Origin of the sequence: Gryllotalpicola koreensis (assembly GCF_039538185.1) — a bacterium.
Taxonomy (GTDB): Bacteria; Actinomycetota; Actinomycetes; order Actinomycetales; family Microbacteriaceae; genus Gryllotalpicola; species Gryllotalpicola koreensis.
This window is the reverse complement of the sequence record NZ_BAABBW010000003.1, coordinates 600,471-615,969: the sequence shown is the minus strand read 5'-3', so window position 1 is coordinate 615,969 and position 15,499 is coordinate 600,471. Positions and strand designations below refer to the sequence as shown.

Below are 15,499 nucleotides of genomic sequence, written 5' to 3'. Positions count from 1 at the left end.
ACTCGACCACGCAACGCGACGAGGCGCTACCGGCCTGGCTGCACTTCTACAATCACCACAGAGCCCACTCCGCCCTCGGAGGCAAGCCACCAGTCACCAGACTGACCAACCTCCCCGGACACCACACCTAGCGGAGCCTCACCACACCGGCGGACGGCGGAAGCGCCAGCGGAACGTCCGTTCCAGCTGCGCGCTGAGCGCCAGCAGGGTGCGCTCACCGCCCGGCCGCCCGATGAGCTGAACGCCCATGGGCAGGCCGGCCGGCGCATCCGCCGTCGGCTCGGTCTGGTGGACGGGCACGGTGATGGCGGGCAGTCCTGAGACGTTCACCATCGAGGTGAACGGCGTGTAGCGGCACTGCTGCTCGAAGTTGCGCGCCGGGTCGTTCTGGTCGTACCAGCCGTTCGGCCGCGGCGTCATCGCCAGCGTCGGAGTGACGATCGCGTCGAAGGCGGCGAAGCGCGCGATGAAGCTCCGTTCGAACGCCCGCAGCGCACGCAGGCCTTCGGCCAGCCGCCGCGCCGAGAGGGCGCGGCCCTCCGCGACGAGCCACTGGGTGAGCGGCTCGGTGAGCGCGAGCTGCTCGTCGCCGAGCGGCAGCGCCGCCGCACCGCCCTGCCACACGTCGCGGAACGCGGGCGCGTACGTCGGGTCGGGCGGCAGCTCGGTCTGCTCGATGCCGTGGCCGAGCTCCGCGAGCGCCGTCACGGCGGCCTCGAGGGCGGCGGATGCCTCGGGTGAGACCTCGATACCCGCATATTCGTACGTCCACGCCGAACTCGTCATGACCCCCAGCTGGAACCGCTTCGTGCCGTCGTCGAGCTCGCCGCGCACGGCGGCGGAGAGGAACGGCCCATCGCCGCCGGCGGCGCGCACCGCGTAGTGATGGTCGATGACGCCGTCGGGGCGGCGCCCGATCATGCCTTCGAGCAGCAGCGCGGCATCCGCCGTCGTCCGCGCGATCGGTCCGTTGACGACGAGTCCGTCCGGCGAGGCGAGCCCGCTGCCGGCCGGCACCAGCCCGCGGCCCGGCTTCAGCCCGACGAGGCCGCATGCCGCCGCGGGAATGCGTATGGAGCCGCCGCCGTCGGACCCCGGTGCGAACGGCAGCAGGCCGGCGGCCACGGCGGCCGCCGCGCCCCCGCTGGAGCCGCCCGCGTTGAGATCGAGCTGCCACGGGTTGCGCGCCGGTCCGGCCGTCAGCGTCTCGGTGTAGCTCGGCATGCCGAACTCCGGCGCCGCGGTCTTGCCGAGGCTGATGCCGCCCGCCGCGTCGAGCTGCGCGACCTGCTCGTCATCGACGTCGGGCACGTAGCCCGCCATTGCGCGGGAGCCGTAGCCGGTCGGCGCCCCGGCCCGGTTCCAGAGGTCCTTGTCGCCGAAGGGCAGCCCCCACAGCGGTGCCGTCTTCGGCACGGAGGTCTCGACGAACCGGGCTCGCTCGAGCGCCGCCTCGCCGGTGACGGTGACGAACGCCCCCAGCCGGTCGTTCGCCGCCTCGATGCGCTCGAGGTACGCCTCGGTCAGCTCGACCGGGCTCACCTGCCCGCTCTGCAGCAGCTGCCACTGTTCGAGGGCGGTGTACTCATGCAGCTCGGAGAAGTCGCCGGAATCGTCGCTCACTCCCCCACTCTCGCACCGAGCCCGCATGATCGTTGTGCCCGCGCGTTCGGCCGCGCACGTGCGCTATCGAAATCCGCTTTGCGCGCCTCGGATCCGCGAAGCGCACTGCGGATCCGAGTAGCGCAACCAGCGGCGCCGGTGACGGCGCGTCAGAGGTCCCAGCCGCCGGACGCCTCGATGTCCTGCCCAGTAATCCAGCGTGCCTGATCGGTCGTGAGGAAGGCGATGACGTCGCCGACGTCCGCCGGCTCGCCGATGCGGCCGAGCGCCGTGCGCGCGGCCTGCGGGGCGATCAGCTCGGGGTACTTCTCGAACGCGTCGCCGCCGAGCCGGGTGCGCGTCACGCCGGGTGAGACGGAGTTCACACGGATGCCGCGCGGCGCGAGCTCCTTGGCGAGGTACCGCGTGAGCACGACGAGGCCGCCCTTCATCGCTGCGTAGACCGAGTAGCCGGGCGTCGCGCCCGTCGCGTGCGTCGAGCTGCTCGTGGTGTTGACGATCGCCGCCCCGTCGGGGATCAGCGGCAGCAGTGCCTGCGTCAGGAGCAGCGGCCCCTTGAGCAGCACCCGGCTCAGTCGGTCGTAGTGCTCGTCGGTGATCTCACCCAGCAGCGCGACCTCGCCGATGCCGGCGTTGTTCACGAGTGCGTCGATGCGGTCGGTCTGCCAGGTCTCGGCTAGCACGGCGCGCACGCGCTCGGCGAACGCCGGGAATGACGCGGAGTCGCCGACGTCGAACGGCAGCGCGACCGCCTGCCCGCCTTCCGCCTCGATCGACGCGACCGCCTCTGCGGCGCCTTCCGGATGCCCGCGGTAAGTGAGGATCACCCCGCGTCCCTGGCGTGCGAGCGCGACTGCCGCCGCTTGCCCGATTCCCGCGCTTCCCCCGATGACGATGGCAACACTCATCTTCTTGACTCCCTGTCTGCACATTGCTGATGACATACGAAGTCAACGCGAGCACGGTTCCATCGCGTAGAACGATCGCGTCGGATTCTTGCCTGATTCTGCTTTCATTGCAATGAATGAGGCAGACGGATGCTTCACTATCGACTATGGACCTCACACGTCTCGGCGCGCTGATCGTCCGCCATGCTCCGCGCGGCCAGACATGGATCGGCGACGCCGCCGTCATCTCCGCCACGAGCCAGGCGGGGCCGCCGGAGTTCGACATGACGGGCACCGTGTTCGTACTGCTCGCGCGCGGCGGCAAGCGACTCGCGGTCGGCGACCGGGTACACGAGTACCGGCCAGGCCAGTCACTCGTCGCATCGATCGATCTGCCCGCCGTAGGCAGCTTCTTCGATGCGACCCCCGAGGAACCGGCATTGGGCTTCGCTCTCACGCTCAAGCCGGCGCTGGTCGCCGAGTTGCTGCTGCACTCCGCCGCGGCAGCCGTGCGCCAGGGCTCCCGCGGCGCGGCATCCGCCGTCGATGTCGCCCCTCTGAGCGACGACGTGCTCGATGCGGTCTCGCGCATGGTCTCGCTCCTCGACCGCCCGACCGACCTCCCCGTGCTCGCTCCGCTGATCGAGCGCGAGCTCACCTGGCTGCTGCTGCGCGGACCGCACGGACCCGCCGTCAGCCAACTCGGCCTCGCCGACAGCAGCCTCAACCGCGTCGGGCACGCGGTCGCCTACCTCCGCGAGCGCTACGCGGAAAGCATCCGTATCGATGACCTCGCCGCCCTCGCCCGCATGAGCCCGTCCGCGTTCCACCGCAGCTTCCACGCCGTCACGGCGACGAGCCCTATCCAGTTCCAGAAGCAGCTGCGCCTGCAGGAGGCGCGCGTGCGGCTGCTCGCCGACCGCAGCGATGTCGCCGGCGTCGCCTATGCCGTCGGCTACGAAAGCCCGTCGCAGTTCAGCCGCGACTACAAGCGCCAGTTCGGCGTGAGCCCGCGCGAGCACGCGAGCGCCGCGCGGCGGCCGTGAGCTCAGTGCCCGGCGCGCGGTGGGCGCAGCCTCGTGTCCTCGAGGTCGAGCATCGTCTGCACCGACGCCAGCGCCCGCGTCGAATACCGGCCGAGCCGCTGTTCCTCGACCAGCTTCTCGCGCTCGGCATCCACGACGAGCCGGCGCAGCGCCATGAACAGCTGGTGCGGGCGCTGCTCGAGCGGCACGTCTGAGGCCCGCACGCGCTCCCAGGCAACCTCGGAGCGCAGGAAGGTGCTCTGGCGCACCCGCTCGAGCACCTCTGGGTCGATCTCGCCCTCGATGCCGAGCGCCTCGTGCGGATCGTCGAGTGCCTTGAGCCCCGCGTCGCTGACCTCGTCGAGCAAGCGGGCGACATCGCGCCCGTCGGCGTCGCTGTCCACTCCCGGAATCCGCAGCAGCTTGATCAGCCATGGCAGGGTGCCGCCCTGCAGCACGAGGCTCGCAACCGCGACGGTGAAGGCGATCAGGATGAGCTGTGAGCGGTACGGGATGCTGTTCGGCAGCGACTGGGCCGCCGCCAGGGTGACGACCCCGCGCATGCCCGACCAGCCGAGCGCGATGCCCCCGCGCCAATCGATCTGACTCTCGCGGTCATGGTCGAGGTCCGCGCGGCGACGCGCATAGTCATGCTCGGCGCGTTGCTTCCGCCGCGCATCACGAGGTCTCGCGACCGGGTGGGTGCGGAAATACGCGAGCCACAGCCACTGCCGCAGCAGTCGTCTCTCGCGCCGGGCGACGCCACGTCGCATGCCCGCCAGCAGCGGCACGATCCAGGCGAAGCGGATGACGATGAGCGCGGCGGTGGCGAGCAGCCCGATGCCGACGGATGCCCCGATGCTCAGCACCGACTGATTGACGTGGTCCACCAGGAAGCGGATCTGCAGCCCGATCGCGAGGAACACCGCGTTCTCGAGAAGGAACTGCACCGTGCCCCAGTTGATGCGCTCGTTGATGCGGGCCTGTGCGGAGAGGCGGCGAGGCCCCACACCCCCGACGTACAGCCCGGCCACTACCACGGCGAGGACACCCGAGGCATTCAGCGCCTCGGCGGGCATGAACGCGACGAAGGGGACGACAAGCGAGATGGCGGTGTCGAGCGTGGCATCCGTGAAGCGCGAGCGCACCCACGTCGTCACGATGCCCGCCGCCAGCCCGATGGCCACCGCGACCACGACGGCGTAGCCGAAGTCCGTCGCCACGTGCCACGGCGTGCCGATGCCGCCCGCGACCACGGCGAGCGCCGAGCGCAGCAGCACCAGGGCGGTCGCGTCGTTGACGAGCCCCTCGCCCTCGAGCAGCGTGAGCAGCCGAGGCGGGAGGCCGAGGCGCCGCCCGATCGAGGTCGCCGCGACGGCGTCCGGCGGGGAGATGATCGCGCCGAGCGCGATGCCCGCCGCAAGGCTGAGGTGGGGCAGCAGCGCATACAGCAGGAACCCCGAGCCGAGCGCGGTGATGGCCACCAGAACGACCGAGAGGCTCGCAATGGGGGCGAGATTCCGCCGGAAATCGGTGATCGGCACGGTCAGCGCAGCCGCGTACAGCACGGGCGGCAGCACCGCGTCGAGGATCACCTCGTACGGCACCTCGACCTCGGGCACCCCCGGCAGGAACGAGATGCCGACGCCGACGAGCACGAGGATGATGGGCGCCGCGACGCCGAGGCGGCGCGAGAACGCCGCGACAGCCACGATGACCCCCACGCCGATGATCGCGTAGACGCCCAGTTCCATACCCTTCAGCCTATGAGGAAGCTGAGCGTTCCACTGCGGCGGCGGCAGGGACCGCTTCGGGATGCCGCGGCCGAGGCATCCCGAATATTTACCATTCGGTCAGTTATCGGTGTTAACCTCGTCCCAGCGCGGCCAGAGTGGGCCGCCGGACAGAGGAGTTCAGTGATGAACGTGCAAGTTGGCCAGGCGACTGCGCCTGGCCCGTCTGCACACAAGGAAGCGCGCTCGGCTTCGGCCAGCACCGGCGTCCTCGTGATGTATGTCGTCGGTTTCTTCATGATGTACATCGCCGTCATGACACCGGTCGTCAGCACCCTCGCGGTCAAGGTCTCGACGTTGACCGACGACGCGCACCGCGTCGGAGCGCTGAGCGTGGTGACCGGCGTCGGGGCGTTCTTCGCCTTCGTGGCGAACCCGATCGCAGGGGCGCTCTCCGACCGCACGACCTCGCGATTCGGGATGCGCAAGCCGTGGCTCCTCGTCGGCGTCGTCGGCGGTGTCCTCGGACTCGTGATCATCGCCTTCGCCGGCGCGATCTGGCAGGTCGTCGTCGGGTGGGCGCTGGCGCAGACCGCGTTCAACGCTGCGCAGGCCGCGTTCCAGGCGGTCCTGCCCGATCAGGTGGACGAGGCGCGGCGCGCCAAGGTCTCCGGCTGGGTCGGCACGGGCCAGAACGTCTCGGCCCTGGTCGGCATCGGCATCGCGACGGTGCTCGCGGGCGCCGGCATCAACACGGCCTGGATGATCATCATCCCCGCGGCGCTCGGCCTCATCGGCGTCGTGCTCTTCTCCCTCGTGCTGCGCGACCGCGTGCTCGACAAGGCGAGCGCCGAGCCGTTCCACCTGGGCCGCTTCTTCGCCGGCTTCTGGGTCAGCCCCCGCAAGTTCCCCGACTTCGGCTGGGCATGGCTGGGGCGCTTCCTGATGCTGTTCGGCTTCGCCTCGTACAACAACTACCAGCTCTACTATCTGCAGGACCGGTTCGGATTCGACACCGCGACCGCCCTGTCGTGGCAGCTGCGCCTGATGGTCCTGCAGGCGATCCTGCTCACCGTCTCGGCTGCCCTCGGCGGCTGGCTGTCCGACCGGCTGCGCCGACGCAAGGTCTTCGTCGTCATCGCGACGGTGCTCGCCGGCGCCGCCCTCGCCGTCTTCGCGCTGGCCGGCCACCCCAGCCTCCTCTACGTCGCCTCCGGGCTGTTCGGCCTCGGCTTCGGCGCCTACATGGCCGTCGACCTGGCCCTGGTCACCGATGTGCTGCCGAACCGCGAGACCGAGGCCGCGAAGAACATGGGCGTCTTCAACATCGCCAACGCGCTGCCGCAGTCCCTCGCCCCCGCGATCGCCCCGGCGCTGCTCGCCATCGGCGCCGGCGGCGGCGACGCGAACTACACCTCCCTCTTCCTCATCGGCGCGGTGATCATCGTGATCGGCGCGGTGAGCACCATGTTCATCCGCGGCGCACGCTGATCCGACACGAAAGCACAGCAGACATGACTGACACCACCTCCCGCCTCGACGTGACGCGTCTTCTCGCCGAGCTGAGCCTCGAAGAGAAGGCGGCCCTGCTCGACGGCTCGGACTTCTGGCACACCCAGGGCGACGAGAGCCGCGGCATCCCCGCGATCATGCTCACGGACGGCCCGCACGGCCTGCGCAAGCAGGCAGAGGGCGCTGACCACCTGGGCCTCAACGCCTCGGTTCCCGCCACCTGCTTCCCCCCGGCTGCCGGCCTCGCCTCCAGCTGGGACCCGGCGCTCATGCAGCGCGTCGGCGCCGCGCTCGGCGACGAGTGCCGCGCCGCCGACGTCGCGGTCCTCCTCGGCCCGGGCGTCAACATGAAGCGCTCGCCGCTGTGCGGCCGCAACTTCGAGTACTTCTCGGAGGACCCGCTGCTGGCGGGCTCTCTCGCCACCGGCCTCGTCACCGGAATCCAGAACAAGCAGGTCGGAACGTCACTGAAGCACTTCGCGGCCAACAATCAGGAGACCGATCGCATGACGATCGACGCGCAGGTCGACGAGCGCACGCTGCGCGAGATCTACCTTCCCGCATTCGAGAAGGTCGTCACCGAGGCGCAGCCCTGGACCGTGATGTGCTCATACAACAAGGTCAACGGCGTCTACGCGTCCGAGAACCACTGGCTGCTGACCGAGGTGCTGCGCGAGGACTGGGGCTACGACGGCCTCGTCGTCTCCGACTGGGGCGCCGTCAACGAGCGCGACAAGGCGGTCGCGGCCGGCCTCGACCTTGAGATGCCGTCGTCCGCGGGCGTCGGGCAGCGCCGCATCCTGGACGCGGTCGCCGCGGGCACGCTCAGCGAGGAATCCGTCGACGCCGCCGTCGCCAATGTGCTCGGCCTGGTCGCCAAGTCGCAGAGCCGCGAGCCGCTCGAGGCGTTCGACGTCGACGCGCACCACGCCCTGGCGCAGGAAGCCGCACTGGAGAGCGCGGTGCTGCTGAAGAACGACGGCGGCATTCTGCCCATTGCCACGCAGGGAGGAGCGGTGGCGGTGATCGGCGAGTTCGCCCGCACGCCGCGGTTCCAGGGCGCGGGCTCGTCCCAGGTCAACCCGACCCGCGTCGACTCCGCGCTGGACGCGCTCGAGATCGCCCTGCTCGGTAAGCGCGAGCTGCGCTTCGCTCCCGGCTTCGAGATCGAGGCGGATGCCGCGGACGAGGCGCTCGTCGCCGAGGCCGTCGAGGCCGCCCGCGGCGCCGACGTCGCCCTCCTGTTCCTCGGCCTGCCGCCCTCGTACGAGTCCGAGGGCTACGACCGCGAGCACATGGAGCTGCCCGCGCAGCAGCTCGCCTTGCTCGAGGCCGTCGCCGCCGTGAACGAAAACGTGGTCGTCGTGCTGTCGAACGGGTCGGCCGTCACGGTCTCGGGCTGGCAGCACCGCGCCACGGCGATTCTCGAGGGCTGGCTGCTCGGCCAGGCCGGCGGGTCGGCCACCGCGGCGCTGCTGCTGGGCGACGCGAACCCGTCGGGCAAGCTCGCCGAGACCATCCCGGTGCGCTTCGAGGACAACCCCGCCGTCGGCAACTTCCCCGGCGAGAACGGCGTCGTGCGCTATGGCGAGGGCCTGCTCATCGGCTACCGCTGGTACGACGCGCACGCGCTGCCGGTCTCGTACCCGTTCGGTCACGGCCTCTCGTACACGAGCTTCGCCTACTCGGACCTCGCGGTCGAGGTCCTCGACGACGGCGCCTCGCCCCGGGTCAGGGTCGGTCTCACGGTCACGAACACGGGACGGGTCGCGGGTGCCGAGATCGTGCAGGTCTATGTGACGGATGCCGAGGCATCCGTCTACCGCCCGGAACAGGAGCTTCGCGGATTCGCGCGCGTGCAGCTCGAGCCCGGGCAGTCGCAGGCCGTCGCCGTCGAGCTAGACGCCCGCGCCTTCGCGTTCTGGAGCACGGCCGCACACGCCTGGGTCGTCGAGGGCGGCCGCTTCGGCATCCGGGTCGGGGCGTCCAGCCGTGACATCCGCCTCACCGACACCATCACGCTCACGGGTGCCGAGATCACGCCGCCCCTCAGCGTCGACTCGACTGCCGAGCAGTTCCTCGCCCACCCGCAGGGCGGAGCATGGCTGCGCGAGACGCTCGCGGAGACCGAGATGGGCGCGATGCTCTTCGACGAGACCCACGGGCGGATGATGCGGGCCATCCCGCTCGTGCGCCTGTCCCGGTTCCCCGGCGCCCCCTTCGACGAGGCCGCCCTCGCCGAGGCCGCCGCACAGTCATCGGCGCAGGCGTGAGCGCGGAGGAGGCGGGCGGAGCCCGTTATCTGGACCCGAGCGCCCCGGTCGCGGAGCGGGTCGCCGACCTGCTCTCGCGCATGACGCTCGAGGAGAAGGCGGGGCAGCTGTTCCAGACCATGGTGCAGCTCGGCCCCGACGGCACGCTCGTCGAGGACACCGGGCGCTTCGGTCTGCCCGGCACGAGCGAGCTCGTTCTCGAGCGCGGCCTGACGCACCTCAACGCGCTGGGCGCCCCCGGCACCGCGCGCGAGTTCGCGCTCTGGCACAACCGGCTGCAGGAGCTCGCCGCGAGCACCCGCCTCGGCATTCCCGTCACGGTGGCCACCGACCCGCGGCACTCCTTCACCGACAACCCCGGAACGGGCCTGCTCGCCGGGCCGTTCTCGCAGTGGCCCGAGACGCTCGGCCTCGCCGCGACCCGCGATGAGCAGCTGGTCGAGGAGTATGCGGACACGGTGCGCCGCGAGTACCTCGCGGTCGGCCTGCGCTCCGCCCTGCACCCGCAGATCGACCTCGCCACCGAGCCGCGCTGGGCGCGCGCAGCCGGAACCTTCGGTGAGAGCGCCGAGCTCACCGGGCAGCTCGGCGCCGCCTATGTGCACGGTCTGCAGGCGACGGGCGAGGTCGCCCGGCAGCGCGGCGGGGACGGCCGCTTCGGCGGCGACAGCGTCTCCGCGATGACGAAGCACTTCCCCGGCGGCGGCCCGCAGAAGGACGGCGAGGATCCGCACTTCCCCTACGGCCGCGAGCAGGTCTACCCGGGCGGCAGATTCGACGAGCACCTCGCCCCGTTCCGCGAGCTCATCGCGGCGGGAACGCGGCAGATGATGCCGTACTACGGCATGCCGGTCGGCCTTGTGGTCGATGGCGAGCCCATCGAGGAGGTCGGCTTCGGCTTCAACCGCCAGATCCTCACGGGGCTGCTGCGCGACGAGCTGGGATTCGAGGGCGTGATCTGCACCGACTGGGGCCTGATCACCGACGCCGAGTTCGACGGCTTGCCGTTCCCGGCCCGCGCGTGGGGCGTCGAGCATCTCACGCCGCTCGAGCGTGCGGCGAAGGTGCTGGATGCCGGGGCCGATCAGTTCGGCGGCGAGGCGTGCCCCGAGCTGGTCGTCGAGCTCGTGCGCAGCGGGCGCGTCTCGGAGGAGCGCATCGACGCTTCTGTGCGCCGGCTTCTCGTCGAGAAGTTCCTGCTCGGCCTGTTCGACGAGCGCCGCTACGTCGACGTCGAGGCGGCGGACGCGCTCGTCGGCGCACCGGATGCCCGAGCCGCGGGGCTGCGGGCCCAGTCGCGCTCGGTGACCGTGCTCGAGGCCGCCACGACAGGCCGCTCGGCGCTGCCGCTCGCGGCAGGGACGCGCGTCTTCATCGAGGGCGCGATTGCGAGCGGGATCACGCACGACCGCGTCGAGTTCGTCGACTCCCCCGACGGCGCCGACATCGCCATCGTCCGCCTCACGGCGCCGTTCGAGCAGCGCGGCCCGGGCTTCGAGTCCTTCTTCCACGCGGGCTCGCTCGAGTTCCCCGCCGATGAGGTGGACAGGGTCCTCGCCCTTGCCGCGCGCGTGCCGACCATCGTCGACGTCTACCTCGATCGCCCGGCCGTGCTGACCCCGTTCGCCGGGCGCGTCGCCGGTCTCGTGGTCAACTACGGAGCGTCCACCCGCGCACTGCTTGACGCCCTGAGCGGTGTGGTTCCGCCCGAGGGCAGGCTGCCCTTCGACCTGCCGCGCTCGATGGCCGCCGTCGAGGCGTCGCGACCCGACGTCCCCTTCGACACGGCGGACCCGCTGTTCCGGTTCGGGCACGGGCTCGAGCTGGGCTGAGCTGCTTCGCGCTCGACGCGGTGCGCTACCGAATCGCACGCACCGCGTCGAGCGCGGCATCCAGCATCTCCCCCGCGGCGGCCGGGTCGGCGCGCACCAGGGCCATGGCCGAGAGCACGAACGAGGTGCAGCTCGTCGTCAGGGCGCCGGATCGCGCCGGGCCAAGACGGGGGTGGCGCGCCGCGACCCCCGCCGCGACCGCGGCGCGCAGCTCGGCGTAGTACTGGGTCACGATGCCCTGAAGCGCCGCGTCCTGTCCGAGAGGGCCGCCGGCGGCGGCGAGCAGCAGGCATCCGTTCGCCGCCCGCGCGCTGGGGTGGTCGATCATCGCCTCACGCAGGCCGCTGAGGTAGTCCTCGAGCGCGCCCGGCTCGACGGCGACGGCCCGAAGCGGCGCGAGCCTCGGCCGGAACACCTCGTCCAGATAGCTCTCCACCGCCGCGTCGAACAGCCCGCGCTTGCTGCCGAAGGCCTGGTAGAGGCTCGAGCGGTTCAGACCGGTGGCACGCTCCAGCTCGGGCACGGATGCCTCGGCGAAGCCGAGATCCCAGAAGACGCCGCGCGCCGCCTCGACCACTTCGCCCGCGTCGAACGTCCTGGTGCGTCCCATGTGCTCGCCCTCTCCTCGCTTTTGTGAACCGGCCGTTCCAGTATATAGTGGAATGGTCGTTTCAATATTTGTGAAGGATGCCCCGTCATGACTTCTTCGATGCGCGCGCTCGTGCATGAGACCTTCGGCGAACCCCACGAGGTGCTGAAGGTCGAATCGCTTCCCCTTCCGGAGCCTGGCCCCGGCCAGGTGCGGGTGCGGACCCTGCTCAGCCCCATCCACAACCACGATCTGTGGACCGTGCGCGGCACGTATGGCGTGAAGCCCGCACTGCCGGCGCAGTCAGGCACGGAGGCGGTCGGCGTGGTCGACGCCCTCGGCGAGGGTGTCGAGTCGCTGTCGATCGGCCAGCGCGTCGCCACCGGCGGAACCTTCGGCGTCTGGGCGGAGTACTTCGTCACACCCGCCGCGGGTCTCATCCCCGTGCCCGACGGCCTGAGCGACGAGACCGCCGCGCAGCTCGTCTCGATGCCGTTCAGCGCGATCGCGCTGCTCGAGACGCTGCAGCTCGAGCCCGGGCAGTGGCTCGTGCAGAACGCGGCCAACGGAGCCGTCGGCCGGCTGCTCGCACAGCTCGCGGCCGCGCGCGGCATCCATGTCCTGGGCCTGGTGCGCCGGGCGGAGGGCGTCGCCGAGCTCGAGGCGCAGGGCATCACCGGAGTCGTCGCGACCGACGCCCCCGACTGGCGCGAGCAGGCCGCCGCGCTCACGGGCGGCGCGCCGATCGCGGTGGGCGTCGACTCGGTCGGCGGCGCCGCCAGCGGCGACGTGCTCTCGCTGCTCGCCGAGAACGGCCGGCTGGTGGTGTTCGGCGCGATGGCCTCGCCGATCATGAACCTCGCCTCGGGCGACGTGATCTTCAAGAACCTCACCGTCACCGGGTTCTGGGGCCTCAAGGTCAGCGCGGCGATGCCCGCGGCCCAGCGCGGAGCCCTGCTCGGCGAGCTGGTGACGCGCATCCGCGAGGGTGCGCTCACGCTGCCGGTCTCGGCCACCTATGCGTTCGACGACATCGCCCAGGCGAGCCGGGCCAACTTCGAGCCCGGCCGCGTCGGAAAGGTGCTGCTGCGGCCGTAGGCAGACGTCCGCCGACGCCCTGCCGTCTCGACCGCTGTGGTCGCTGATATTGTCGGTAGACCCGAGGGCAGCCTTCGGGTCGGAGGGGCATGTGACGAGTCAGGGCTCGAAGCGGGAAACCGCTTCTCGGGATCGTGAGCGCACTCGCACGGAGATCATCCTCGTCGCGACGCAGGAGTTCGCGCGGCACGGGTTCAGCGGCGGCCGGGTCGACGAGATCGCGGCGAGAACGCGCACCACAAAGCGGATGATCTATTACTACTTCGGCTCAAAACGAGGGCTGTATCTGAGCGTGCTCGAGGCGGCATACGAGGGAATCCGCTCCGCGGAGAAGAAGCTCGACGTCACCGGTCTGGCCCCAGTGGATGCGCTTCGAGCGATCGCCGAAAGCACGTACGAGCACCACACGACGCACCGTGACTTCATTCGCCTCGTCGCGACAGAGAACATCCATCAGGCCGAGAACATCCGGGAGTCAGAGGAGCTGGCCCGGCTCAACGAGGGCGCGGTGAACATCCTCGAGGAAGTGCTGCAGCGCGGGATCGCCAGCGGTCAGTTCCGGAAGGACGTCGATGCGCTCGACCTGCACATGCTGATCAGCTCCTACTGTGTATTCGGAGTCGCGAACCGTTACACCTTCCGCACGATCTTCGGGCGCGACATGCTCGCGGTCGAGCGGCACGAACGGTACCGAGCGCTCGTCGGCGCGATGGCGGTCGCCTTCATGACCGACCTGGGCGGCCCTGAGTTGCCTCAGGTCTCGGACCCCCCCGCGCTCATCACGGAGTGATCCGCACCGTGTGCGGAGCGGTGCTCACGACGCGGTGCCGCCGAGAGAGATCGGGATCGTGGCCGGGGGCGATGCCGTTCCCCGTCGTGTCGAGCGCGGCGAGGGTGTCGAAGGCGAAATACACCGCAGGCAGATCGAGGAACAGGCGCCCGGGTTTGTCTCCCTCGACGTTCTCGAAGAAGTGGCTCGCGTCGGAGGCGATCACGACGGGCCCGGATTCCGTAGCGACGGTCACGGCCTGCATGCCCGGCGTGTGGCCGCCGAGGCGGTCGACACGGATGCCCGGCTCGAGCTCGACGCTGCCGTCCAGCTCTTCGAGTCTCCCCTGAGCCGCGGCCTCCTCCAGCTCCCGAAGATCGCGCGGATCGACGAGCCATCGCTGCGAGACGACCCGTTCCGCCACCGGACCGGACCAGTACGCGCGCTCCGCGCGCTGGATCGCCACGCGCGCGTGCGGGAAGTAGCGAGCACCGCCGGCATGGTCGTAGTGCAGATGACTGAGAATCACCCGGTCGACGGATTCCGGGGCGATGCCCGCCGCTGCCAGCAGCTCGTGGGCCGGGCCCGCCCAGTCGAGCCCGGCGAGGCCTGCGGCGCGCTCCGTGGACATGCCCGCGTCGATCAGGACCGTGCGGGCTCCGCGTCGTGCAGCCCAGAACCAGTAGGCCGTCTCGTGCGGCTCGTCCCACGCGCCGGGCTCCAGAAAGTGCTCACCACGCGTGCCGCGCCGCAGGCCGGCTCGTATGGCGAGCACTCGCCAGTGCACCGTCATGACGTCGGCGAAGCGAGGCCCGCTGTGCGATCGACCGCCGGAGTGGTCAGCCCGAGCGACTCGGTCGGCACCCGGTAGGTCTCCCGCCCCGTCGCGACGGCCGCGATGTTGATGAGGCAGACGAGCGCCACGATGCCCGAGACGATGAGCCACGCCAGGGAGCTGTCGCCGGCGACCGCCGCCGCGATGGTGGGGATGAAGCCCGACACCGCGAATCCGATCTGTGTTCCGAATGCGACTCCGGAGAGCCGGACGGATGCCGGGAACATCTCGTTGTAGAACGACGGCCACACCGCAGAGGTCGCGGTGTACACGACACCGAACATCAGGATGCCGCTCACGAAGATCAGGACATAGTTGCCGGTCGAGATCGACCAGAGATAGCCGAGCATCGCGAACGCGATGCCGATAGACCCGCCGATGAACACCGGCTTGCGGCCTACACGGTCGGAGAGCCGGCCCCACAGCGGGATGCTGAACAGCGCCGCGACATTCGCGAGAACACCGACCCAGAGCAGCGCGGACGAACTCAGACCGACCTGATTCACCCCATATGAGAGCGCATAGACGGTGAACACGGTGCTCGGTGTCGAGATCAGCGCAGCGAACATCACACGCACGACGGCTCGCCAGTGCCCCCGGAACAGCTCACCGAGCGGCGCCCGACGGATGAGTCCCCGTTCTGCCTCCCGTTGGAAAACGGGAGTCTCTTCCGTCTTGCTCCGGATGACGAGCGCGACCACCACCACGACGGCGGACAGCCAGAACGGAATCCGCCACCCCCAGGAAAGCAGTGACTCCGACGGCAACGCTGCAATCGGCAGGAACACGGCTGTGGCAAGGATCTGACCGCCCTGCGTGCCGACCAGGGTGAAACTCGTGAAGAAGGCGCGGCGATTGGCTGGGGCGTGCTCGAGCGTGAGCGAGCTGGCGCCTGCCTGCTCTCCGCCGGCAGCGAAGCCCTGGAGGAGACGCAGCAGGACGAGAAGCGCCGGAGCGACCGCTCCGATCTGGGCGTAGCCAGGAAGGCATCCGATCAGGAACGTCGCCGCGCCCATCCCGCCCACAGTCCACAGCAGCACCTGCTTTCGGCCGAGTCGATCGCCGAAGTGGCCGAAGAAAAGAGCGCCGACGGGGCGAGCGAGGTACCCCACGCCATAGGTGGCGATCGCAAGCAAGGTCGCGGTCAAGCCGGAGCTGTTGGAGAAGAAGACCTTCCCGAACACCAGAGCAGCGGACGTGCCATATATGAAGAAGTCGTAGTACTCGAGGGCGCTGCCGACCCAAGCGGCGTTGGCGGCCCGGACGGCGTTGCCGCTCGGCGGCACGGTTGAAGTGCTCATCTTTGAACCTTTCATTCGGTGG

13 protein-coding genes are annotated in these 15,499 nt (G+C 70.3%); 7 read left to right on the top strand and 6 right to left on the bottom strand.

Translation table 11 applies throughout. The annotated features are described in order from the left end of the window. Positions 1-131 (top strand): integrase core domain-containing protein (locus ABD708_RS11555; protein ID WP_344754540.1); only part of this gene is annotated, 131 nt, incomplete at its 5' end. Positions 132-138: 7 nt separating this feature from the next. Here ABD708_RS11555 and ABD708_RS11550 read toward each other — a convergent pair. Together ABD708_RS11550 and ABD708_RS11545 are read right to left on the bottom strand one after the other, a co-directional pair. After that, on the bottom strand, positions 139-1,623 hold the full coding sequence (locus tag ABD708_RS11550; protein ID WP_344754500.1) for an amidase: 1,485 nt from the start codon (positions 1,621-1,623) through the stop codon (positions 139-141). 149 nt (positions 1,624-1,772) lie between these two features. Next, a complete protein-coding gene (locus ABD708_RS11545) occupies positions 1,773-2,531 on the bottom strand; it encodes an SDR family NAD(P)-dependent oxidoreductase (RefSeq protein WP_344754498.1) in 759 nt (252 codons plus the stop codon). 146 nt (positions 2,532-2,677) lie between these two features. On the opposite strand from ABD708_RS11545, the gene ABD708_RS11540 reads away from it, so the two are divergent. Then, a complete protein-coding gene (locus ABD708_RS11540) occupies positions 2,678-3,556 on the top strand; it encodes an AraC family transcriptional regulator (protein ID WP_344754496.1) in 879 nt (292 codons plus the stop codon). 2 nt (positions 3,557-3,558) lie between these two features. Here the strand turns inward: ABD708_RS11540 and ABD708_RS11535 are convergent, their stop codons facing one another. Continuing rightward, positions 3,559-5,289, bottom strand: a complete 1,731-nt coding sequence (locus ABD708_RS11535) for a cation:proton antiporter (protein ID WP_344754494.1) — start codon at positions 5,287-5,289, stop codon at positions 3,559-3,561. A gap of 165 nt (positions 5,290-5,454) precedes the next feature. On the opposite strand from ABD708_RS11535, the gene ABD708_RS11530 reads away from it, so the two are divergent. Genes ABD708_RS11530 through ABD708_RS11520 form a run of 3 tightly spaced genes read left to right on the top strand, consistent with a single transcriptional unit; the run spans position 5,455 to position 10,885 of the window. Further along, positions 5,455-6,759, top strand: a complete 1,305-nt coding sequence (locus tag ABD708_RS11530; protein ID WP_344754492.1) for an MFS transporter — start codon at positions 5,455-5,457, stop codon at positions 6,757-6,759. 23 nt (positions 6,760-6,782) lie between these two features. Further along, positions 6,783-9,053 (top strand): beta-glucosidase family protein, encoded by a 2,271-nt coding sequence (locus tag ABD708_RS11525; protein ID WP_344754490.1) that lies wholly within the window; start codon positions 6,783-6,785, stop codon positions 9,051-9,053. Then, positions 9,050-10,885, top strand: coding sequence for a glycoside hydrolase family 3 protein (locus tag ABD708_RS11520; RefSeq protein WP_344754488.1), 1,836 nt, complete (start codon positions 9,050-9,052; stop codon positions 10,883-10,885). Before ABD708_RS11525 ends, ABD708_RS11520 begins: the two co-directional genes overlap by 4 nt. A 25-nt stretch (positions 10,886-10,910) precedes the next feature. On the opposite strand, the gene ABD708_RS11515 is transcribed toward ABD708_RS11520, so the two are convergent. Next, positions 10,911-11,495 (bottom strand): TetR/AcrR family transcriptional regulator, encoded by a 585-nt coding sequence (locus tag ABD708_RS11515; protein ID WP_344754486.1) that lies wholly within the window; start codon positions 11,493-11,495, stop codon positions 10,911-10,913. 99 nt (positions 11,496-11,594) lie between these two features. On the opposite strand from ABD708_RS11515, the gene ABD708_RS11510 reads away from it, so the two are divergent. Together ABD708_RS11510 and ABD708_RS11505 are read left to right on the top strand one after the other, a co-directional pair. Next, complete coding sequence (locus ABD708_RS11510) at positions 11,595-12,572, top strand: zinc-binding dehydrogenase (RefSeq protein WP_344754538.1); 978 nt, start codon at positions 11,595-11,597, stop codon at positions 12,570-12,572. A 91-nt stretch (positions 12,573-12,663) separates the two neighbouring features. Continuing rightward, the gene (locus ABD708_RS11505) at positions 12,664-13,362 is read left to right on the top strand and encodes a TetR/AcrR family transcriptional regulator (protein WP_344754484.1); all 699 of its coding nucleotides are present in this window, start codon (positions 12,664-12,666) and stop codon (positions 13,360-13,362) included. Here ABD708_RS11505 and ABD708_RS11500 read toward each other — a convergent pair. Both ABD708_RS11500 and ABD708_RS11495 read right to left on the bottom strand, forming a co-directional pair. Beyond that, the gene (locus ABD708_RS11500) at positions 13,352-14,134 is read right to left on the bottom strand and encodes an N-acyl homoserine lactonase family protein (protein WP_344754482.1); all 783 of its coding nucleotides are present in this window, start codon (positions 14,132-14,134) and stop codon (positions 13,352-13,354) included. The genes ABD708_RS11505 and ABD708_RS11500 overlap by 11 nt on opposite strands. Then, a complete protein-coding gene (locus ABD708_RS11495) occupies positions 14,131-15,477 on the bottom strand; it encodes an MFS transporter (protein WP_344754480.1) in 1,347 nt (448 codons plus the stop codon). Before ABD708_RS11495 ends, ABD708_RS11500 begins: the two co-directional genes overlap by 4 nt. Positions 15,478-15,499: the final 22 nt, after the last annotated feature.